Source organism: Caballeronia sp. A2-2 (genome assembly GCF_057612605.2).
This window is the reverse complement of sequence record NZ_CM172587.1, coordinates 2444398-2466206: the sequence shown is the minus strand read 5'-3', so window position 1 is coordinate 2466206 and position 21809 is coordinate 2444398. Positions and strand designations below refer to the sequence as shown.

At 62.0% G+C, this 21809-nt stretch carries 22 protein-coding genes; 14 read left to right on the top strand and 8 right to left on the bottom strand.

All coding sequences use genetic code 11. The features are described from left to right. The first annotated feature begins 112 nt into the window (after positions 1-112). The 3 genes from ACZCWR_RS11765 to ACZCWR_RS11755 are packed head-to-tail and all read left to right on the top strand — an operon-like array spanning position 113 to position 2374. Entirely contained in the window at positions 113-1201 is a 1089-nt protein-coding gene (locus ACZCWR_RS11765; RefSeq protein ID WP_487300939.1) for a LacI family DNA-binding transcriptional regulator, read from the top strand. Then, positions 1202-1981, top strand: a complete 780-nt coding sequence (locus ACZCWR_RS11760) for a YhfC family glutamic-type intramembrane protease (RefSeq protein WP_487300938.1) — start codon at positions 1202-1204, stop codon at positions 1979-1981. A 27-nt stretch (positions 1982-2008) separates the two neighbouring features. Next, positions 2009-2374, top strand: a complete 366-nt coding sequence (locus ACZCWR_RS11755; RefSeq protein ID WP_487300937.1) for a DUF3022 domain-containing protein — start codon at positions 2009-2011, stop codon at positions 2372-2374. Positions 2375-2385: 11 nt separating this feature from the next. Here ACZCWR_RS11755 and ACZCWR_RS11750 read toward each other — a convergent pair whose 3' ends face one another. Together ACZCWR_RS11750 and ACZCWR_RS11745 are read right to left on the bottom strand one after the other, a co-directional pair. After that, the gene (locus ACZCWR_RS11750) at positions 2386-2814 is read right to left on the bottom strand and encodes a PGDYG domain-containing protein (RefSeq protein WP_487300936.1); all 429 of its coding nucleotides are present in this window, start codon (positions 2812-2814) and stop codon (positions 2386-2388) included. Between the two features lie 79 nt (positions 2815-2893). Further along, positions 2894-3415 carry a Spy/CpxP family protein refolding chaperone gene (locus tag ACZCWR_RS11745; RefSeq protein ID WP_487300935.1) on the bottom strand — a complete coding sequence of 174 codons (522 nt, stop codon included), beginning with the start codon at positions 3413-3415 and terminating at the stop codon, positions 2894-2896. 183 nt (positions 3416-3598) lie between these two features. Here ACZCWR_RS11745 and ACZCWR_RS11740 point away from each other — a divergent pair, with 183 nt between their 5' ends. From ACZCWR_RS11740 to ACZCWR_RS11730, 3 genes are all read left to right on the top strand, one after another. Next, the gene (locus tag ACZCWR_RS11740) at positions 3599-4489 is read left to right on the top strand and encodes a LysR family transcriptional regulator (RefSeq protein ID WP_487300934.1); all 891 of its coding nucleotides are present in this window, start codon (positions 3599-3601) and stop codon (positions 4487-4489) included. 112 nt (positions 4490-4601) lie between these two features. Continuing rightward, the gene (locus tag ACZCWR_RS11735; RefSeq protein WP_487300933.1) at positions 4602-5057 is read left to right on the top strand and encodes an Lrp/AsnC family transcriptional regulator; all 456 of its coding nucleotides are present in this window, start codon (positions 4602-4604) and stop codon (positions 5055-5057) included. 161 nt (positions 5058-5218) lie between these two features. Continuing rightward, complete coding sequence (locus ACZCWR_RS11730) at positions 5219-6328, top strand: saccharopine dehydrogenase family protein (RefSeq protein WP_487300932.1); 1110 nt, start codon at positions 5219-5221, stop codon at positions 6326-6328. Positions 6329-6331: 3 nt separating this feature from the next. Here ACZCWR_RS11730 and ACZCWR_RS11725 read toward each other — a convergent pair whose 3' ends face one another. Next, positions 6332-6916, bottom strand: coding sequence for a P-loop nucleotide/nucleoside kinase family protein (locus ACZCWR_RS11725; protein ID WP_487300931.1), 585 nt, complete (start codon positions 6914-6916; stop codon positions 6332-6334). Between the two features lie 966 nt (positions 6917-7882). Further along, positions 7883-9196 carry a cation:proton antiporter gene (locus ACZCWR_RS11720; protein WP_487300930.1) on the bottom strand — a complete coding sequence of 438 codons (1314 nt, stop codon included), beginning with the start codon at positions 9194-9196 and terminating at the stop codon, positions 7883-7885. 185 nt (positions 9197-9381) lie between these two features. Here ACZCWR_RS11720 and ACZCWR_RS11715 point away from each other — a divergent pair, with 185 nt between their 5' ends. Then, positions 9382-10761 carry an FAD-containing oxidoreductase gene (locus tag ACZCWR_RS11715; RefSeq protein ID WP_487300929.1) on the top strand — a complete coding sequence of 460 codons (1380 nt, stop codon included), beginning with the start codon at positions 9382-9384 and terminating at the stop codon, positions 10759-10761. Positions 10762-10802: 41 nt separating this feature from the next. Here the strand turns inward: ACZCWR_RS11715 and ACZCWR_RS11710 are convergent, their stop codons facing one another. The 3 genes from ACZCWR_RS11710 to ACZCWR_RS11700 all read right to left on the bottom strand — a co-directional run bounded on the left by ACZCWR_RS11710 (position 10803) and on the right by ACZCWR_RS11700 (position 13989). Beyond that, positions 10803-12032, bottom strand: coding sequence for an MFS transporter (locus ACZCWR_RS11710; protein WP_487300928.1), 1230 nt, complete (start codon positions 12030-12032; stop codon positions 10803-10805). A gap of 72 nt (positions 12033-12104) precedes the next feature. Continuing rightward, positions 12105-13265, bottom strand: a complete 1161-nt coding sequence (locus tag ACZCWR_RS11705) for a PRC-barrel domain-containing protein (RefSeq protein ID WP_487300927.1) — start codon at positions 13263-13265, stop codon at positions 12105-12107. A 196-nt stretch (positions 13266-13461) separates the two neighbouring features. Continuing rightward, positions 13462-13989, bottom strand: a complete 528-nt coding sequence (locus ACZCWR_RS11700; RefSeq protein WP_487300926.1) for an ankyrin repeat domain-containing protein — start codon at positions 13987-13989, stop codon at positions 13462-13464. A gap of 268 nt (positions 13990-14257) precedes the next feature. Here ACZCWR_RS11700 and ACZCWR_RS11695 point away from each other — a divergent pair, with 268 nt between their 5' ends. The 5 genes from ACZCWR_RS11695 to ACZCWR_RS11675 all read left to right on the top strand — a co-directional run bounded on the left by ACZCWR_RS11695 (position 14258) and on the right by ACZCWR_RS11675 (position 18941). After that, positions 14258-14890: a DUF938 domain-containing protein gene (locus ACZCWR_RS11695; protein ID WP_487300925.1), complete on the top strand. Its 633-nt coding sequence runs from the start codon at positions 14258-14260 to the stop codon at positions 14888-14890. A gap of 176 nt (positions 14891-15066) precedes the next feature. After that, positions 15067-16248: a Rieske 2Fe-2S domain-containing protein gene (locus tag ACZCWR_RS11690; RefSeq protein ID WP_487300924.1), complete on the top strand. Its 1182-nt coding sequence runs from the start codon at positions 15067-15069 to the stop codon at positions 16246-16248. 72 nt (positions 16249-16320) lie between these two features. Continuing rightward, positions 16321-16602 carry a hypothetical protein gene (locus ACZCWR_RS11685; RefSeq protein ID WP_487300923.1) on the top strand — a complete coding sequence of 94 codons (282 nt, stop codon included), beginning with the start codon at positions 16321-16323 and terminating at the stop codon, positions 16600-16602. A 606-nt stretch (positions 16603-17208) separates the two neighbouring features. After that, on the top strand, positions 17209-18456 hold the full coding sequence (locus tag ACZCWR_RS11680) for a porin (protein WP_487300922.1): 1248 nt from the start codon (positions 17209-17211) through the stop codon (positions 18454-18456). A 143-nt stretch (positions 18457-18599) separates the two neighbouring features. After that, the gene (locus ACZCWR_RS11675; protein ID WP_487300921.1) at positions 18600-18941 is read left to right on the top strand and encodes a hypothetical protein; all 342 of its coding nucleotides are present in this window, start codon (positions 18600-18602) and stop codon (positions 18939-18941) included. Here ACZCWR_RS11675 and ACZCWR_RS11670 read toward each other — a convergent pair. Further along, positions 18938-19978, bottom strand: coding sequence for a T6SS phospholipase effector Tle1-like catalytic domain-containing protein (locus tag ACZCWR_RS11670; RefSeq protein WP_487300920.1), 1041 nt, complete (start codon positions 19976-19978; stop codon positions 18938-18940). The genes ACZCWR_RS11675 and ACZCWR_RS11670 overlap by 4 nt on opposite strands. A 261-nt stretch (positions 19979-20239) precedes the next feature. Here ACZCWR_RS11670 and ACZCWR_RS11665 point away from each other — a divergent pair, with 261 nt between their 5' ends. After that, the gene (locus tag ACZCWR_RS11665; protein WP_487300919.1) at positions 20240-20455 is read left to right on the top strand and encodes a hypothetical protein; all 216 of its coding nucleotides are present in this window, start codon (positions 20240-20242) and stop codon (positions 20453-20455) included. A gap of 202 nt (positions 20456-20657) precedes the next feature. Then, entirely contained in the window at positions 20658-21767 is a 1110-nt protein-coding gene (locus tag ACZCWR_RS11660; protein WP_487300918.1) for a hypothetical protein, read from the top strand. Positions 21768-21809: the final 42 nt, after the last annotated feature.

Here is a 21809-nt window from a genome sequence, read left to right as displayed (position 1 = left end):
CGCATTCGAAGGGAATCGTCGGGCGCATGCGCTAACATGCGCACATGCGAGGAGAACGACAAACGCGTTCGCCGTCTTATAAGTCAAGGCGGACGCAACATAATCGACCACCATGTCCGACGATCCCACTCCGACCAAACATCCCTCTGTCTTCACCATGCGCCGCGCGACGATCACCGATGTCGCGCGCGAGGCAGGCACGGGCAAAACGAGCATTTCCCGCTATCTGAACGGCGAACTCGGCGTGCTGTCGCCGGACTTGCGCGAGCGTATCGAGGCGGCCATCGCGCGGCTTGACTACCGGCCCAATCAGATGGCGCGCGGTCTCAAGCGCGGCCGCAATCGCCTCATAGGCATGCTGGTCGCCGATCTCACGAATCCCTATACGGTCGAAGTGCTGCAAGGCGTGGAGGCCGCGTGTCATGCGCTCGGTTACATGCCGCTCATTTGTCACGCAGCGAACGAAGTGGACATGGAGCGGCGCTATCTGCAATTGCTCACGACGTATCGTGTCGAAGGCGTGATCGTGAATGCGCTGGGCGTCAAGGAAGAACTGCTGCAAGGCTTCGCGCAAGGCGGCATTCCGGTCGTGCTGGTGGATCGTGCGGTGGAGGGCATCGTGACCGACATGGTCGGGCTGGATAACCTCGCAGCGGTCGAACGTGCCACGCAGCATCTCGTCGATGAAGGCTTCGATGAACTGCTGTTTCTCGTGCAACCCGTCACGCATGTGAGTTCGCGACGCTTGCGTGAAGCGGCGTTTCGTGAGACGGTCGCGTCGCTCGATGCAAGCGGCGCGACCATCGTGATCGATCTCGTGGATGCATCCGCCGCGCTGGCGGACCTCGATCGTCGCGTGACGGCCGCGCATGCGGCGGGGCGGCGCATTGCGTTATTCGCCGCCAACGGGCCGGTGGCGCTGCGCGTGGCCGTTCATCTGAAAGCGCGTCATGGCGTGGACTGGCAGGCGCATGCCGCGCTCATGTCGATCGACGATTCCGAGTGGGCTGAACTCGCCGGCATGACGACCGTGCGTCAGCCCACGTACGATATCGGCCAGCGCGCGGTGACGTTTCTGCACGAACGCCTGAACGGCGCGGCGATGCCCGCGCGTGAATGCCTGCTGCCGGGTGAACTGGTCATACGTGCATCGACTTCCGCAACATCAGCCACATCTGCAACATCAGCAACGGATAAGTGAATGGTCAGTTTTTCGACGTTAGTGAGCCTCGCGATCGCGACGTTCATCGTGGCCGCATTGCCGGTCGTGCTGTACAAGCTCACGCGTGCGCACTTCGGTTTCGAACGGCGCGCGACGATTCTGGGCGTCGCCGTTTTCGCGCTGTTCGCAATGGTCATCGAACGCGCGCTGCATGGCTTCGTGCTCGGCAACGACGTCACATCGAACCTGCTGCAAAACCCGGTGGCGTTCGTGGTCTATGGCACGCTGGCCGCAGGCATTTGCGAGGAAACAGGCCGTTTTCTGGCGATGAAATGGCTCATCTCGCGCGAGCCTTCCGCACTTGAAAAAGCGGGTTCAGGGCTCGGTTACGGCATCGGACATGGTGGGGCGGAAGCGTGGCTCGTCGGCGTGTTCGTGCAGATGCAGTGGATCATGTACGCGGTGCTCGCCAACGACAACACGCTGGACGCGCATTTCGCGAACGCGCCTGTCGAGGCGGTTGCGCGCATCCACATGGTGCTTGCGACGCTTTCACCGATTTCGGCGTTCATCTTCGTGGTGGAGCGTGCCACCGCTTTCGCATTCCAGCTCGGCTTTTCCGCGCTGATGTGGCAGATGTTGCGCGAGCGCTCGCGTCATGCGCTCGGCGTGCTGATCGCGGCGCATGCGCTCGTGGGCCTGCCTGCCGCGCTGTTTCAGGCGCGTTTGATTCCGCTCCTCGCCGCCGATGTGGTGTATCTCGTGCTCGGCGTGATCGTGACGATCGCACTCGTGCGTTACTATCGCGGCGCTCGCTGACCGTTTTTCGCGGACTCTAAAATCGATATGGATGACTATCAATACGACTGCCCGAGCGCGGACATCGATACGCTCGCGCATGTGATCTGCGATCTCTTTCCCGAGCAGACGCAATTCACCGAACGACGCGACGACGAAGGGCGCACCTCGCTCCTCGTGCATTACGTGGCGATGCGTTTCGGTCCGACGGCGCGGCGTATTCGCATCGACATACGCTTCGCGCCGGATGCGCTCGCGCGTTATCGTGCGATGCCGCCGCGTCTGCACGCGCGCAGTTACGCGGTGCTGCGTGCCTATGTGGAAGCGACGCTGGGCTCGCTCGAAGAGATGCACGCGAACGGCGAGACCGTGCCGCGTGAGTTGGACATCGACATGGGCGAGGACTTCGCGTGAGCGTTAGAGGCTCACGCGTCGCGATAGACCTTCGCGAAACGTTCCGCCTTCACGACACCATAATCGCCGGGTGCGTATTGCATGACCCAATCGCCTGCGTCGCCGTTGAGGACATCGCCGGCAGCGGATCGTGCGATGGAAAACGGCTCGTGCATCTGACGGGCGAGCACGACGTTCGGCACGTTGCGATACGTGCCGTCGTCACCATGAGCGTGTGAGCCTTCTGGTACGTACTTCGAATCGAATCGTTCTCGCGACACGACCCAGCGTTCGCCGCCGTTTCCGGTGACGATGGCATCGCGCGGCGCATACCGGTTCGGTCCTTCGAGGCTCATGAGTTCGCCTGCCTGCGTGGCGAATGAAACAGACACCGCTTCGTCCTTGACGACGCGGCGAGCGGCGGGATCGGTGGTCAGATCGAGTTGAGTGAGATGCAGCATGAGACGCTTGTATGAAAAGGCAATCGCGTCATTGTGCACCATTCCTTCGTGAAAAAGCCCGCATAGCGGGCTTCTTCGATCACGGCTTGATAGTCGATGCCGCATCCGCGCCCGCCGCATGCGGCTTGCGATGAGCGGGACCATGACGACCCGTGCCCGGACCGCTCTGGCGGAAGGTTGCATCCGCGAGTTTCTTTTGATCGGCAGACAGGCTGGCATAGAGCGGATCGAATGCATCGACGAGACGCTTGGTGCCGTCCGCATCGGTTTGCGTGATCTGCGCGTACTGCTTCATATCGTCGAGCGCGGACATGGTGTCACGCTGCGCGATCCGCTGGCGATAGAGTTCGCCCATTGTCTGCGAGTTCTCGCGCATGACATCGGCGAACTTGGACCATTGCTCTTCCTGCTGCGGCGTGATCTTGAGGCTGGCATGCAGTTGCGCGATACGGTCTTCGACACGCGCCTCACGACGTGCCGCACCGGGCGACGACGCGCTGGCCTGCATGGCCGGACCGGATGCCGAAACGGGTGCGGACGCCTGCGCGAACACCGCGCTTGTCATGCTGAACGCCGCCAATGCAACGAGGGTCTTTTTCATTGGGATACCTTGGATCGATGAAAGGGGCGGGCCGCGCATCGTCGTCTCTTTGAAAGCATCGATGCTTCGATTGAAACCATGCGCGGGTGGAACGCCATCGGCGGATATTAGTATCACGAGTGCGTGGCAATACGCCTGCCTTTGCACAATCGCTTACATTCGATACGTTCAGGAAAAATCGCCTTGGATACGTTGTTGAGCATGCGCGTGTTCGTCGCCATCGTGGAGGCGGGAAGCCTCTCTGCCGCCGCCGTGCGTTTCTCCATCTCCGCGCCAATGGCGGGAAAGCATCTTCAGGCGCTCGAAACGCGGCTGGGTGCGCGGCTCGTGGTGCGAACCACGCGGCGTCAAAGCCTGACCGAGATCGGCCGCGAATACTACGCGCGTTGCCGTCGCATCATCGCGGAAGTCGAGGCCGCCGATGCCGTCGCCGAGTCGATGAGCGCTTCGCCGCGCGGTCTATTGCGTGTGACGGTGCCGCTGACTTATGGCGCGCAAGTCGTGACGCCCGTGATAACTGAATTCTTGATGCAATATACCGAGATCAGCATCGAGCTGGATCTCAGCAATCGGATTGCCGATCTGGTGGATGGCCGTTTCGATGCGGCGGTGCGTATCGGCGAGCTACCCGATTCGAGCTTCGTCGCGCGGCCGCTGAAGCCTTACGCGATGACCGTGTGTGCATCGCCCGCGTATCTGGCGCGCGCGGGCGTGCCGGGTACGCCCGACGATCTTGCAGATCATCAATGTCTGGGCTTCGTGCACGAGGGCCGCGAGGCCGTCTGGCGGTTGCAAGGTGAAGATGACGCCACGCTCGCCGCACGCACGCAATCCGCGCGGTTTCGCGCGAACAACGGTCAGGCATTGCGCAAGGCCGCGCTCGCGGGCTTCGGTCTGGTTCTTCAGCCGCACGCGCTCGTCGAGGACGATCTGAATGCCGGTGCGCTTGTCGCGGTGCTGCAGGATCATCTGCCCAAGCCATCGCCTGCGCATCTGGTGTATCCGCGAGATACGCGTGCCACGCCGAAGCTGTCGCGCTTCGTGGACTTCCTGATCGATCGTCTGGGCGTGTGACGTGGCCTGCGTGGTGACGCGATCTATCGCCTGCGCTGCCGCATAATGCAAAATACAAAATGCCCGATGGCATGCAAAACACAAAACGCAATCATCACAGCATGAGGACGACATGAGACCGCCGCGCCTCGACCAACTCGACGACATCGACCGCAGGCTCATCGCGCTATTGCAGGAAAACGCGCGTGAGAGCGTGGCCAATCTGGCGCGGCTTTTGGGCGTGGCGCGGACGACGGTGATCGCGCGCATCGCACGGCTGGAGAAGAACGAAGTGATCGCCGGGTATGGCGTGAGGCTCGGGCAGGACGTGCTGGATGCCAGCATTCAGGCCTATGTCGGCATCAAGCTCGCGCCCAAATATGGCCGCGACGTGCAGAAACGCTTCGCCCGCATGGCTGAGATTCAATTGCTGTGCGCGGTGAGCGGCGAATTCGACTATGTGGCATGGCTACGCGCCGACTCTCCCGACCGCCTGAACGATCTGCTCGACGAAATCGGCGCGCTCGAAGGCGTGGAACGCACGACGACCTCGATCATCCTCGCGCGCAAGATCGACCGCGCGGGTTAAGCCGTGTTGGCACTTTGCATGCAAAATGCATTGAACAATCGTCGAAATGACGAAAACGATCGTCGAAGCGCATCATTTTGTGTCTAGGATCAGTATTCTGCGGCTTCTAAACTGTGTGAAGACAGGCCCGGACGGGCAACGACACACAAAAGGAGAAGACGATGAAAGTGGCTCTGGTCGGCGCCGGATTGATCGGTCAAAGCATCGCGCATTTGCTGCGCGAAACGGGGGACTTCGAAGTCGTCGCGTTCGATCGTGACGAGCACGCGCTGGCCGTGCTCGATGCACAGGGCATCGCGACGCGTCGCTTGGATTCCGCAGATACCGCCGCGTTGCGTCACGCGCTGATCGGCTTCGATGCACTGGTCAACGCGCTGCCTTATTACCTCGCGATCAGCGTTGCATCGGCCGCGAAAGCCGCTGGCGTGCATTATTTCGATCTCACCGAAGATGTGCGCGCAACCCACGCGATCCGCGCCATCGCGGAACAAGGCGATATCGCATTCATGCCGCAGTGCGGGCTTGCGCCGGGTTTCATCGGCATCGTCGCGCACGATCTGGCCAAGCGTCTGGACGATGTCCGCGAAGTCAAGATGCGCGTCGGCGCCTTGCCGGAATTCCCGACCAATGCGCTGAAGTACAACCTTACGTGGAGCATCGACGGACTCATCAACGAGTATTGTCAGCCATGCGAAGCAATTCGCGATGGCCGCACGCAATGGGTACAACCCCTGGAAGGCGTCGAGCATTTTTCGCTCGATGGCATCGAGTATGAAGCATTCAATACGTCGGGCGGACTCGGCACGCTGTGCGAAACGCTGGCGGGCAAGGTCGAAACGCTCGACTACAAATCCGTGCGCTATCCGGGGCATCGTGAGCTTATGAAATTCTTGCTCGATGATCTGCGCATGTCCACCGATCGCGACGGTCTCAAGGCCATGCTGCGGCGCGCAGTGCCTTCGACGGCACAGGATGTCGTGCTGATCTTCGTCACTGTCACGGGCATGCGGCGCGGCCAGCTCGTGCAGGACGTGTTCACGCGCAAGATTTTCGCGAAGGAAGTGTGTGGCGTGCCCATGAGCGCGATTCAGATCACGACCGCTGGCGCGATCTGCGCGGAACTCGATCTGTTCCGCGAAGGCAGCTTGCCGCATAGCGGCTTCATCCGTCAGGAACAGGTGCCGCTCGATGCGTTTCTGAATAATCGATTCGGCAAGCTGTATCAGGGTGCGTCGACGGTTGCGCACGAACGCGAGAAGGTCATCGTCTGAACGTCAGGAAGGGCTTATCAACCGGGCGAGAAGCGCGTCGAGGTCTCGTTGTGAAGACGTGGCGTTGTCGAACATGCAGAGGCGGCGCGCGACGGTTTCGTCGGGCATGACGAGGCGCGTGCGGTATTCATCCCAGTGAGCGATTTTGTATGCATCATTCGGATCGCCGCGCGCGACGATGCGCGCGCGTGCCACGTTCTCGCTCACATGCGCCCAGACGACGCGGATCGTCACGTCGTCCCCGATCCGCAACCACGCGCGGTCGAACAGTCGGCCTTCGCGCACTTCGCGCGTGAGCGGCGCGACCACGGCCACGCTCACGCCGAGCGCGAGATTTTCGGCGGCGGTGTCGATCAGGCTGCGGTACTCCGGATCGCGCAAATGCTGGATAAAAAGCGGACTGTCGCGGTCGTGCGGATCACCGGTCAGCGCGCCGATCGCGGCGGCACTGTACGCGCCGTAGAGCGTGTCTTTGTCGAGCAGGCAAAAAGGCTGGCCGGTTTCACGCATGAGCGGTGCGAACATTCGTTTGGCGAGCGTGGTCTTTCCGCTGCCTGCGTGGCCGCAGAAAAAGATGAGATGGGTCATGGGGATCCTCGTCTGTGCTCGGAAAAGTGCATTTTGCATGCGTAATGTGTATTCGCTGATACTCGACCTGTCAGAGTGCGGCTGTGTATATGTCGTGCAAGGGGCTTCTGTTGGTTGGGGTTTTATTGCAGTAGCCGCCTCCCCGGCGGGGGGGGGTAACTTTCTTTGCTGCTGCAAAGAAAGTCACCAAAGAAAGCAGCTTTTTACCCCATGCACGCTGGCTGGAAAGTGTTGGACTGAATTAACGATACAGTGGCCGCATTAGAACTTCCTTCGGTCGGTTAAGCGCATTGGCAACCTAGCGATTCCGTGCTCGAATCCTTTGGTCTTGGTGGACCGCATTCATTCTTTCGGCCATGCGCTACGCGCGCCGAGAGCTTTGGAACGGAATCCCGCAGCCTATGAGCGCCCAGCCACCTCACACTTTCCCGCAAGATTGCTATTCGGTCCTACCTTGGTTAGTGCTCCGACTAAAAGGCGACTTGCGTTGGTGTGGGTGCTTTGCCCAGAAGCGCTTATCAAGGTAGGGCCCAATGGGAGAGGTGCGATGCGGCGTGATGCGACTGGGCACTCATACGCTGCGGGGTTCCGTTCTTACGTTCTCGGCGCGCGCAGCGCATGGCCGAAGGAATTAATGCGGACCACTAAAGCTAAAGGATTCGAGCGCATGATCGCCAGGTTGCCTAAGCGGCTCGTTACGCGTGGAAAGTCCTATTGCGGCCACTGTATCCGTTAATCCAGACCAACCCTTTCCAGCCAGCGAGCATGGGGTAAAAAGCTGCTTTCTTTGGTGACTTTCTTTGCAGCAGCAAAGAAAGTTACCCCCCGCCGGGGAGGCGGCTACTGCAATAAAACCCCAACCAACAGAAACCCCTTGCACGACAAAACAAACACAGCACAGCGACATCAAAAAAACCCTATCTGTCAGATAAAGCGCCGCCGCCTACACATAATGAATCGTGCGCATCACGCACCCGAACTCACGCGCTGATAGCGCTTCATCAACGGCGTCGCGCTGATGCCATGAACCAACACCGATGCCACGATCGCCGAGATCACGAACGGCACGAGCGGCAGGGCGACCTTCTTCGGCGCATGCTCGATGGCATAAAGCACGTAATAAAACGACCCGACGCCACGAATCCCGAACCAGCTCATCAAACGGCGCTGACCGCCGGACGCACCCGACCCGATCAGCGACGCTTCCACCGCGAGCGGCCGCACGATGAAGAACAACGCGCCGAGCAGCACCGCCGTTTTCCACGTGAACAGATCGCGCCAGAGCGTGGCGAGCACCGCGCCCACGATCAGCATGATGGCCGCTTCGGCGATCCGTTCCAGCTCGATCGTGAAGCCATGCACGCGCTCGGCCATGAAGGCGTGCGCGCGGTCAGGATCGGCCGCGGTCGCGCCGAGGTCGTCGGTATCGATGGTGCCGACGGCTTCGCCCGGTGATTTGTCGCCGCTCGTTTTCTGCTCGACGCGCCGCATCGCCAGACCCGCCGCGAAGACGGCGAGAAACGCATACGTGTGGATCAGTTCGGCGACGCCATAAGATAGCGCGATCAAGCCGAGCGCGAAAAACCCTTCCGGACCGAGCGCCGCGCCGTGTCGTGTGCGCAAATAAGCCACGAGCCGCACGGACAGTTCGCCCAGCAGCCAGCCGCTCGCGAGCGCGCCGAACACGCCCCACACCGCATTCAGCGCGAAGGTCCAGTGCAGGGCCGCGGCGGGCGACGCCTCGTAGTTGCACACGGCGATGCCCAGCAGCGCGAAGGGCAGCGCGATGCCATCGTTCAGACCGCCTTCGCCGGTCAGCGAAAAACGCAGCAGATCGATATCGCCCGGCGTTTCGACCTGAACGTCATGCGCGAGCACGGGGTCGGTGGGCGCGAGCATCGCGGCGAGCAGCAGCGCCGGACCCCAGCCGAAACCGAGCACGTAGACGCAGACCAGCGACAACATGAACACCGTCAGCACCATGGCGACGACGCCCAGCCTGATCGGCAAGAGCCAGATGCGGTCGGTCGGCGAGATGCGCAGGCGCAGGCCGATGGCGAACAACGAAACCAGCATCGCGACTTCGGTGATGCGGCGCAAAGCGGTTGCATCGCTGGCGAGATCGATTTGCAGCAGATCGGCCGCGCCCGGCCCGAGCGCGAAGCCGATCGCGACATAGCACATGGCGGTGCTGATCGGCAGGCGCTTGAAGGTCGTGCTGGCGAGCCCCATGAAAATGAGCACGCCGCCGACGACGAGGAACCACAACGTCTCGGTCATGTATGCGTCGAATGGAAGGAGAGGACGTGAAAGAGCGCTCGGCTGGCGAGGCAGCGTGTTTATTGCATACAAAATGAAGCATGCGTTATGCCTGTACTTGCTTTTGGGCCGTGGCACCCTCGCTGCTCGCGCCGGACGTTGCGCGTACCATGTTCGCGTTCACTCATCCGGCAGGAGGCTCGGGCATGTCACAGCATTTCGATGCAGCCGTCATCGGCACAGGGCAGGGCGGATCGCCGCTCGCCGTCCGGCTTGCGCAAAGCGGCAAGCGCACTGTCGTTATCGAGCGGAAACTGTTTGGCGGAACGTGTGTGAACGTCGGTTGCACGCCGACCAAGACGTATGTGGCGAGCGCGCGCGCCGCGCATGTCGCGCGCACGGCGGCGAAGTACGGCGTGATGATCGGTGGCGATATCCGCATCGACATGGCGCGTGTGAAGGCGCGCAAGGACGAAGTGATCGGCAACTCGCGCAACGGTGTCGAGCAATGGCTGCGCGGCACCGAAAACCTCACGGTGCTCAAGGGGCACGCGCGCTTTACCGCGCCGCATGCGTTGCGCATCGAGACGAGCGATGGCGCAAGCGAGGACATCGATGCGGACATGATCTTCATCAACACGGGCACGCGTGCAGCAGTGCCGCGTGTGGAGGGACTGGACCGTGTGCCCTATCTCACCAACGCGACGATTCTCGAACTGACCGACGTGCCGGAACATCTCGTGATCGTCGGCGGGAGCTATATCGCGCTGGAGTTCGGGCAGATGTTCCGGCGCTTCGGCAGCCGCGTGACCTTGCTCGTGCGCGGCGAGCGCATTCTCGCGCGCGAGGACGCCGATATTGCACACGCGATACAGGATGTGCTGACGCGCGAGGGCATCGACATACGGTTCAATGCGCAGCTTCAGCGTGTCGAGCCTGCGAGTAGTGGCGTGCGTATCGTGACGAACGATGGCTCGCTTGATGCCTCGCATTTGCTCTTTGCAACCGGACGCACGCCGAACACCGATGATCTCGGTCTCGAGCATGCCGGTATTCAGGTGAACAAGCACGGCATGATCGATGTGGACGGGCAGCTTCGCACGAAAGTGGAGAACGTGTGGGCGCTTGGCGATATCAACGGGCGCGGCGCGTTCACGCATACGTCGTGGAATGACTATGAGGTGATCGCATCGAACGTGCTGGATGGCGAAGCGCGCAGCGTGGATGCACGCATCATGACGTACGCGGTTTTTGTGGACCCGCCGTTCGCGCGCGTCGGCATGAGCGAGGAAGAAGTGCGCGCCGATGGCCGCGACGCGCTGCTCGCGACCATGCCGATGTCCCGCGTGGGACGGGCAAACGAGCGCGGCGAAACCGACGGCTTCATGAAGGCGCTCGTCGATGCGAACACAGAACGCATTCTCGGTGCGGCGATCGTCGGGATCGAAGGCGATGAAGCGATTCATACCTTCGTGGACATCATGAATGCGGATGCATCGTACAAGATTCTTCAGCGTGCGATGCACATTCACCCGACCGTGAGCGAGCTGATTCCCACGCTGCTTGGCAATCTGAAGCCGATTTGAAGGCGATTGCGTTTTGCATGCAAGATTAAAAATGCAAAACGCTAAGCCTCCACCACCGGCTTCGGCGCTTCCTTCTCGACCAGCGCGCCACGTGTCTCCGGCATCGCGAACCAGACCAGCAGCACGGCCAGCACGCCTGCGCCCGCCAGCCCGAAGAAGCTGATCGCGGTGCCGAACTTGTCGGCGGCAAAACCCGCCGCTGCCGTCGAAAGCGTCGCGCCGATGCCCGCCGCCAGCCCGAAGAAACCGATGGTCAGGTTGTAGTGGCCGCGTCCGCCCGCGACGTCCGCCGCGATGAGCGGGAGCATCACGCCGAACACGGCTGCGCTGATGCCGTCGAGCATCTGAACCGGCACAAGCAGATACGGCGTGCTCACGCCCGCGAACAGGATCGCGCGCAAGGGCAACGCGCAGAAACCGAGGATCAACACAGGCCGCCGTCCCCACGATTGCGCCTGACGCCCGACCCAGGGCGAGAGCGCCGCCACGATGAACTGCGGCACGATGATGCACGCCGCGATCACCAGTTGAACGTTGTCGCCCATGTGCGCAGTGACTTCGCCGGCGGCGAGATTGAGCATCGCCGCATTGGACAGGTGAAACAGCACCACGCACGCCGCGAAAATCAGAAGCCGCTTGTCCTTGAGCAACTCGCGCAACGATTCGCGCTCCTCGCCCTCGTGCGTGCGTTTCGGCTTGCCGGGCGGCACGGGCGCGGGCGGTTCGTAATGGATCATGCGCAGCGCGAAGACCGCTGGTAGCGCGAGCGCTGCGGTCAGGAAAAATACCGAGCGCAGCGACAGATATTCGCCGAATGCGCCCATCAGCGCGGCCGTCAGCGCACTGCCGATGGACGCCCAGCGCGCGTTGCGGCCGAGCCGGTCGCCGAGATCCGCGCGCGAGACGAGCGCGAGCGAAATCGCGGCCATCGCCGGAACGAGCATGCAACTCGCGAAGCCGTGCAGCACTTCGGCGGCGAATACCGGCACGAAGGTCGGACTGGCGGCCAGCAACAACGCGCTCGCGATGATCGCGACGATCGCGGAGAGCGCGGCGAACTTCTTGTTGCGCATGGCGTCGACGAGCGCGCCCGCCGGCAACTGGCTCGCCATCGCGCTGATCGTGCCGACGGAGAGCATCAGGCCGATCTCGCCCTGCGTCCACTTGTTGGCCGCAAGATAGGACGCGATGAAGGGGCCGAAGCCGGTCTGCACGTTGGCGACGAAGAAATTCAGCCAGTCGAGCGCGCGCAGACTTCGTGCAATTACCATATTGTGATTCGGTGATTCAATTCGTTATCCGTTTTATCTTGTGCGTCGGTTGCGTCCGGTGTGTGAGCTTCGTCAGCGGTTCGGGCGCGCGCCGGAAGCCGATGCTTGCGGCGCGACGGACCCTGAAGCGGTGGTCGGACTTTTCGGGGCGGAAACCGGCGCGGGCATGTTCTTCGGCGCGGAGGCCACCGGAACGGACGCAGCCGATGCAGCCGACGCAGCAACTGCCGATGCAGCCGATGCGGGAGCCGCCGCCGAAGCCGCCACCGGCGCCGCCACCGCCACCAACGGCGACACGATCTTCACCGGCTGATCCGCGCCATAAGTCGGCGCCGCCTTCAACTGCGCTTCGCTGAAATCCATCTCCAGCGCGGGCTGCTTGTTGCGCGACACCACGTGCAGATCGCCCCAGTTCACAGCGATATGCCGCTTCTCCTCGGAAAGCGAGTTCGACAGATCGAGCACCAGCGCCTGCGCTTCGGCCTGCGCATCGACGAGCACATCTACAACTCGTCCGATGCGCGCACCGTTCTTCTGCGTCACCGTCGAGTCGATCAGTTGCAGGAAGTTCGCGGGCGCCTCGGCGACCGGCTGCGGCTTGGGCGCCGGATCGGCAGGCTTGCCCTTGGCGGCGGGCGCGGGCTGCACGAAGGTGATCGGCGCGGTCTTCGAATTCGGCGTGAACTTGAAGGCCGTCCACGGAAAATTCACCTTGCGGTCGCCCACGCCCAGAAAGCCGGCGAGATTGACCATCATGAGCTTCGGTTTCGAGGCCGGATCGACATACAGGTCCACCGCGCGGCCGACGACCTTGCCATCGGGACGCTGCACTTCGGCATCGAGCAGGCCGTGCAATTGTTCGTGCTGCATGATGCGCGTGGAAATGATCGGCGGCGGCGGAGGCGGCGGCTCGACCGGCTCCGGCGGCGGCGGGGGCGGCGGTTCGGGCGGCTTGGGCTTCACGATACGCTTCTTCGGCTTCGGCGCGGGCGCGGGCCGGGGTGTCGAGGCGGGCTCGGGCGCGCTCGTGGCGGACGCGGGCTCCTCGGTTTCGGCGGCTTCGGTTTCGGTCTCGTTCGGCCCCGGAATGTACGAGCGTTCGACGATCGGCGCGGGCGTCTGCGTCGGCAGGAGGCCGCACGCGGAAAGCAGGCAGGCGGCGAGCATCGGCATGCTCACGGGACGCAGCATGCGCAGGCGGATGATCGACATCACGCACGTGGCGCATGACATGCACCACGCCGTCCATCGGGCAAGGCCAACTGACCTATGCGGAGAACCGCCTGTCATCACAAAAGCTCCATGGTTCCGGGTCACCTGTATGGGTTCGATCGCCTGCTTTCGGACGATGCGCGGCGTGGCGCGTGCGTTCGCGTCAGGCGGATTGCTGGCCGTTGAAACCGTGCCGTGTTGCTGGCGCGCGATGCCTTCACACGCCTGACGCACGCAGATGCGCGGCGGCATCGACCGCGCCCATCCGCTCGGCGGCATCGCGCGCGGACACGCCGTTCGCATCGCGCGCATCGGGGTTCGCGCCGTGCGAGATCAGAAAATCGATCATCTCGATGCGGTTGAACATCGCCGCGATCATCAGCGCGGTGCGCCCGTCAGGCGATGCGCCTTCGACATCCGCGCCATGTTCCAGCAGCGTCGCGATCACATCCTTGAAGCCCTTGAACGCCGCGCCTGCTATCGGCGTCTGGCCGTTGTCGTTGCGCAGGTCAGGATCGGCCTTGTGTTCGAGCAGCACGCGCACGGCATCCGCGTGGCCGTGATAGGCGGCCAGCATCACGAGCGTGTCGCCGCGGTCGTTGCGCAGGTTGGGCGGCAGGCCCTTCGTGAGCAGCGCGTCGAGCATCGCGGCGTCGCCGCGTCGGGCCACGTCGAATACTTCGCTTGCGAAGGCGACCATGTCATCGTCGGGGCCTGCTTTCTTTGCATCGTTCGGGTCTTGCATGTTCTTCTCCCTGTCGATCGCCTGATGGCGGCGGGCGGTGGACTGGATGCGCGTGCATGCGTGATACAAACACAATGAATGCAAAATGCAATGCTTACGCCGATTCATCCGGCAGCATACACAGATTTGATATTGCACCGCGCATGTATTCGGGGCCGCGCAGCACGAATCGCGCCATGAACCGCTGAAGCAGCCGCTTGACGCAGCGCTGCGCCTGCCCTTAGGCTCATCGGCACTTTGTATTTTGCGTACCGATGCATCGACACTCATGACCGCCCATTCCGACGACCCCGCCAACACTTCGGTACGCCGCCGCGCCCCCGCCGCCGAGCGCAATCGCGATGCGATTCTAACGGTCCTCACCCGCGTGTTGCCCGAACGAGGCTTAGTGCTGGAGATCGCGAGCGGCACCGGACAGCACGCGGTGCATTGCGCGACGGGGCTGCCGGGCATCGTCTGGCAGCCGAGCGACCCGGATGCCGGCGCACGCGATTCCATCGCCGCGTGGCGCGCGCATGCGGCGTTGCCGAACCTGAACGCGCCGCTCGCGCTCGACGTGCAGCAGGACGACTGGGGCATCGGACACGTCGCGGCGATCGTCTGCATCAACATGATCCACATTGCGCCGTGGCAGGCGGCGCAGGCGCTGTTTCGCGGCGCGGGCGAACGGCTGGAGGCGGGCGGCGTGTTCGTGCTGTACGGTCCTTACCGGCGCGCGGGCGCACATACCGCGCCAAGCAACGAGGCGTTCGATGCGCAACTCCGCGCCACCGATCCGCGCTGGGGCGTGCGCGACATGGAAGCGGTCGTCGCGCTCGGCGCGGAGGAAGGCTTCTCGCTCGCCGAAGTGATTGCCATGCCGGCGAACAACTTCATCGTGGTGTTTTCGAAGAACGCGTAGCCGCCCGAGGCCACGCGGGACGAAGCACCGCGCATTGCGGACAAGCCGGAAGGGTCGCCGCCGTGTAGACTGCATACCGTCGTTCGCCGGACGTTCGTCGCGTCGCACGGGGTTGCGGCGGTCAAAGCGAGCTTTCCCGAATCCCCTCGATCTCCCATCAACCGGAGGCGTCGTACATGCACGCAGCGTTGCCGCAAGGCGATCAAGAAGCCGGTTCCATCGATACCACCATCGATATAACAACCAGACCGCCGCGCGATTTGCGCCGCGTCGATATCCATCCCGATCACTGGTATCCGCTCGCGTGGTCGCATGAAGTCAAGCGCGGCAAGACGCATGCGGTGCGCTTCGCGGGCGACCCGATCGTCATCGTGCGCACGGAGACGGGCAAGGTTTTCGCGCTCGAAGACCGCTGCGCGCATCGGCAGGTGCCGCTGCATGCGGGCGTCGTCGATGGCGAATCCATCCGCTGTTGTTATCACGGCTGGACCTACGATTGCACGGGCCGTTGCACCGACATCCCTTATCTCGGCCGCGAGCGCTTGCCCAATGGCGTGCGCAGTTATCCGTGCCGCGAGGAGGCCGGGCTGATCTTCGTTTTCACGGGCGATCCCTTGCTGGCCGATGACGCGAAGTTCCCCGAACTCGGCTCCGCGACGGACCGCGCGTACAAGACGCGCCGCTTCGGCCGCGAGGTGAAATGTCATTACAGCTTCATGCACGAGAACCTGATGGATATGAACCATCAGTTCCTGCATCGCCGGCAAATGGGCAGCATGCGCGCGCGTTCGCTCGGCCGGCGTCGTGGCGAGGACTGGGTGGAAGTGGATTATGTATTCGCGCGCGAGGCGGGCAAGCAGCCCATCGGCGAGGCGCTCGTGTTCGGGCAGAAGCGCGGCAGCAAGCCCGACGAGCAGCAAAAGGATGTGATGACCATCCGCACCGAATACCCGTACCAGACGCTCCGAATCCGCACGAAAGACGACACCATGGTGATGGATCTGTGGATCGCCTATGTGCCGCTCGATGCCGAGCAGCGCACCAACCGCACCTTCGGCCTGCTGTCGATCCGCCGCCCGAAAATTCCCGGTCTGCTCGATGCCGCGTGGCCCTTGCTCGTGTGGTTCACCGAGCGCATTTTCAAGGAAGACCGGTGGATCGTCGAGCGCGAGCAGGAAGCGCATGACCGGCAGGGCGCCGATCACAATCATGAGGTGTTTCCGGTGATCATCGATCTGCGGGCGTTGCTGTCGGAGCGCGGTGTGCCGAACCGGCTGCATGCGGAAACGGTCGGCGCGGGCGGCGAGGCGCGGCGTATTCATCGAATCGTGCCGGTGGAAGAATTGCCGGCGTCTTGATTGCATATTGCATGCAATGAACCGCGCGGCTATACCAGTAAAAGCACGTCATTCCTGAGGAGGACCGTCATCATGAACAGCGAACCGACCGGGCCGCGCGCGGACAGCCCGACCGCGCCGGACCTCGACGGCGCGCAGCCCGGCGTCGAACATTTCGATGCGGCGCTCACGCACGTCGATGAATCTTTCGCGGCGGGCAGGCTCGCGGCGCACGCGGCGCGCGGCATTCTGTACAGCATCATTGAGACGCTGGGGACGCTGATCGGCGACCCCGATCTGCCGGAACATGCGCGTTCGGGCTATGAAGGTTTGCTCGAAACCGCGCGCGAACTGCGGGCCAAGACCGAGCAGTAAGCCAAGCGTTTTTTGCATTCAATATCCGGGCGGCGTGACCGACTCGCCGCCCGCGACCTCCGACTTTTCCCTACCTACCAACGGCTTTCCGCGACCCCCAAATCGCGATGTTCCTGAAAGCCCGCTCGCCTTTTTTGGTCGCGCTGTGTGCGATGCGCAACTCAGGGTGTCCCCGTTTCCCGTTTTTATCTTGCCGAGATGCTTAACAAGGCATCGATGTTTACCCACATCTGCCAATTAAGATAAATATATTTATATAAATCAATCATTTATATAGGTAAACGTTTTTCTTAGACTGTTTTGACGGTCGCGCTGGCTATCGCAACGACGGTTAAAAGACGTTGTTCAGCCCGCTTTAAGTCAGCTTTCTGTCATTTTCATGCCGGAAATGCCAATATTTGCGACGCCGAAAATACAGGTTAACCATACAGTGCAAAAAAAAGACACGAATACGCCTGATTCTTTCGCATTCCATCTGTAAGCCATACACTGGCGAGCGACAAATTTACGAGTCGAGATAAGCCGCGCAGTATCGACCGGCATTCGTTACAGGCTCGGCAGCATCGCAAAAAATCGCCCAATCGCACAGAGCACAGAGGAGAGCAAATGAAGGGTATTAACCTGACCAAGGCTGCCATCGTCGCAGCGACTGCCTTCGCGGCCGCAGCCCCGGCCTTCGCGCAAAGCAGCGTCACGCTGTACGGTATCGTCGACGATTCGATCGTCTATCAAAGCAGCCAGACCAATACGGCCAAGTCGACGGCGGGCCGCTCGAACGTCAAGACGGCATCGGGCATCTGGGCGGGCAGCCGCTTCGGCCTGAAGGGCGCCGAAGATCTCGGCGGCGGCAACAAGGCCATCTTCCAGTTGGAATCGGGTTTCGACATCAACAGCGGCGGCCAGCAGTTCACCAACGCGATGTTCGGTCGTCAGGCCTGGGTCGGTTTGACGAACCCCGCCTACGGTACGGCGACCTTGGGCCGTCAGTACACCTCGTACTACACGCTGCTCGCACCGTATAGCCCGACGAACTGGCTGACTGGCTACTTCGGCGCGCACCCGGGCGATCTGGACGGCATGGACACGATCTACCGCGCGAACAATTCGGTGGTCTACACGTCGCCGAAGCTGTACGGCTTCACGGTGAGCGGTTCGTACTCGTTCGCAGGCGTCCCGGGCAGCGTCTATCAGGGCTCCACCTGGTCGGCAGCGTTGCAGTACGCGCAAGGTCCGGTCGGCGCCACGGTCGCGTTCGAGCGCATCAACAATGCGGCCAACGGCGGCGGTATCTACAGCGGCAGCTCGACCACCATCAACGACACGACGAGCACGACCGGCGCCGGTCAGGCAGGCGTGTCGGCGATCACGGCGGGCTACCAACGCGCGCAGGCGCAACAGCGCTTCGCGCTGGCTGGCGGCTATCAGTTCAACAGCGCTTGGGACGTGTCGGTCACGTACTCGAACGTGCAGTACATTCCGGGCGTGAACTCTTTGTTCACGGATACGGCAGTGTTCAACACGGTCGGCAGCGTGCTGCACTGGAAGGCCACGCCGGCGTGGGACTTCGGCGCGGGCTACAGCTACACGTGGGCGAGCGAAGCGAACGGCATCAACGATGCAGCGTCCTACCACCAGTTCAACCTGTCCCAGTACTACTCGCTGTCCAAGCGCACGGGCCTGTACGCGCTCGAAGCGTTCCAGCGCGCGAAGGGCAACACGCTGGCCGTCCCGGCAGGCACGACGAAGAATCGCCAGACCGCGGCCAACGCGTCGATCGGCGATGGCTTCCAGGGTGCGCCGTCGGCATCGCGCAGCATGTTCGCGGCGGGCGTGGGTATCATCCACCGCTTCTAAGCGACACGGCTGTTTCGCGAGAAAACCGGACGCTTCGGCGTCCGGTTTTTTTTCGTCTTTTGCACTTTGCATTTTGCATGCAGGCGGCGCCGCGGGCGCGGCCCTTGCTGCCTGTGGGAGACTTCTAACGGGAGATTTCCATCATGGCGACCCAGCACAATTCCGGCGATGCATCGCCTTTGGAGCAGCCGTTTCGTCTGTTCGCGGTCGAGCAGCGCGTGCTCGCGCAGAACGTGGACGGCAAGGTCATCGATATCGGCGCGATGGAATCGACGAACGGGCAGTTCTGCGCGCATCTGGACACGGACGATCTCGCACGCGAAAACGTCGAGCCGAAACGCAGCGCCGAACTGGCGCTGAAAGCGCTGGCGGAAGACCTCACTTTCGATTTCCTCGACGGGCTTTTTACCAGCGAGCGCGCGGTCGAAGTGAGCGGACGTTTGCAGGATTATCCGGGCATCGAGTTCGAACTCGATGAAGATTAAAGGCCGACCGGCAATGCACGCAGTTGGTCTCGCAGTGACGGAAATGCATTCAATAAACCAGTTTCGTCGAGTCGTTTCTTGAGGCTCGGATCGATTGTTTCGTTGAGCGCTTGTCCTGCCGTGCGCGGCTCTTTTTTGCAGACTTGCTGAAGGATCGGGCGGTCGGTTGTGAACTCGGTATAGGAATCGATCGGCTCGCAGGTGTAGGCAATCGGCGGAATGTCGATGGCCTGTGTGAAGTCCATTCCGTGCGACTGCGCTTTCTGACGCAGCCATTCGGCGGGAATCAGCGGCAGCAAATCTTCTGGCGTGCGCGGCGGCGTGAGATAACCGCCGCCCACATTCGCATGCGCGCCCGCGAACCAGCGCTGTTCGAGCGGCAGCGCGCCGCGATCTTCCGGGCCGGGCGTCCATAGCGTCGGTTTGTAGAGCGAACGATATTCGTTGGCCGCGATCGCGTGATAAGCGGCTCGCGTGCTGTTGGCGAGCGTGGTGTCGTGGAATTTATAGAAGTCGGTGAAGCCGGGAATCGGCAGGCCATCGACCGGAATGCCGAGTTCGCCGACGGTATCCCACACGCCCACGAATGCAATATTCACTTCGCGCGCATTGCGTCCGCGAAATTCGACGGCGGCGTCGTCCATTGCGCCGATGTCCTTTCGATAGAGCGAGTAGGCATCGTCGATCATGTCGTCGCTCATCACGGTCACGAGGCCGCATTTACGGATCAGGCCCGCGAGGCTGCGCGCCGAGTACGCGCCGCGCGAGAAACCGAAAATGAAGATCGATGCCTCTGGCGAGTAGTGCTGACACAGCCATGCATACGCGCGCTTGATGTTCTCGCTGAGGCCATCGCCGAATGCGCCCCCGAGCAGTTTGTCGGCGATCGCGAAAAGCCCTTTCCCCGTGGTCCCCACGCCTTGCACATAGAGACGTTGTTGCGCGGGCGTTTCTCTCGCCAGATTGAAAAGCAGAAACGCGTTGGTGTGGTCGCTGGGCTCGTTCCAGGTTCCATCGAAAAAAATGGCGAGGTTCATGATCGATCTCCTTGACCCGGTTCGTACGACAAAGCAGCGGCTCTTTGTAAGGAATAGGAAATCTGTGCGTCTGGTGCAAGTGTCGAATGCATGCAAAAAACATCCGGTGTTTCGCCGCGCTTGATATTGGCGGAAACGAGCGTGCAGGGTTTGCGCTCCGGCAAGCATCGCGCCGTTGTGCCATGCTTGGATGACGGCCGCGCATCGCGCCAACGGGATGGCGACGAGCACGCGCCGCGTTTGAACTGTGTGGGGACCATCATGAAAACAACGCGCTTCGCCACGGTTTTGATAGTGCTGGCCGCTTCAGTGGCTACATCGGCTTTTGCACGCGATGACGGTCCGCGTCTCGCGCAGGATCGACTCGATGCGCTTGTCGCACAGCATGCCGAGGCGGCCCGAAGCATCGCTGGAACGGGACATGACGTGCAGCGCGCGCAAACGATGCGCGATATGCACGATAAAGCGTCGTCCTGATCAATTGGCGTGACGGGCAGGTCGTTTGACACAGACCTGCCTGATCGCTGACCTTTTTTCAAACGGCGCGAACGCGCCGAGGGGAGGCCTTTTGCGATTTTCCCGGAAGAATTCCGCGTCAAAGGTATGAGAATTGCTGTCACGGCCCGAGTGTTCCGCGGCGTATGCCGACGATCCTTCCGACTCTCAAACACTCGAAGCCATGACAAGGAAAGCCTTATCGATCGCCCTCGTTTCCGCATCCTTTCTTGCAGCAGGCTGCGCGGGCATCGGCCCCGGCCGCCTCAAAGCCGATCAGGTGGATTACGCCCGCGCGCTCGGCGACGCGAAGAAGCGTGAAATCCTTGCCGCGATAGTCGGCCTGCGTTTCGCGGACGCGCCTTCGTTTCTCACCGTGAGCAACATCATCGCCGCCTACAATTTCGATGCCAGCGGCGGCGCGATCCTCAACGCCGGCTCCGGGGCTCAGCCGAATTACGCGCAGGCGACCGGCAGCGTGTCTTATTCGAATCACCCGACTTTCACCTTCACGCCGACTACCGGCGACGCTTACGCGAGTGCCTACATCCGGCCGCTTTCCCCGACTTTGGTCCTGCCGTTGGCCGAAAGCGGCATGCCGATCGATCTCTTGTTGCGCATCACGGCGCAGTCGATCAGCGGATTGCAGAATGGCAACTCGCTGGGTGGTCCGAACGCATCGGGTTCGCCGCAGTTCTTTTTGTTGCTTCAGGCGTTGCGTCGCTTGCAACTGGCGGGCGAGTTGAATATCGAGTCACGCAATTTCGACGACGCGGGCAAGAGCGACAAAGCGGCCAAGGGCGGCAACGAGGATAAGGGCGGTGTGTACATCACGCTCGGCGCCACGCGTAGCGGCGAGATCAAACAGGTCGTGGACGATCTCGCGCTCGTAAGAAAGCTGTTGCGCCTGTCGCCGAAGATGAAGACTTACGAGATCGTGTATGGCCAGTCGGCGGACCGTAACCGTGTTCCGATGGTCACGCGTTCGGTGCTCGGCATTCTCACGGATCTCGGCGCGCAGATTGCCGTGCCGGACGATCAGGTGCAAAGCGGTGCGACCAAGTCGGGCATTGGACTGATCGGCGGCGAGACGCGACCGACCATCGTCGTGAAGGTAGGCGAGAAGCCGCCGAAGGATGCCTACGTGAGCGTGAACTACGATAAGTCCAACTACTGGATCGAGCGAAGCGATTTCGACTCGAAATACGCCTTCACCGTGGTTCAAAACCTGATGGCGCTCGCGGAAGTAACCGACACCGCGAAGGCCCCGGTCGTGACCATTCCCGCCAACTGAATTTTGCATGCGTCACGCAATCCTGCATGTTGCATGCAAAAT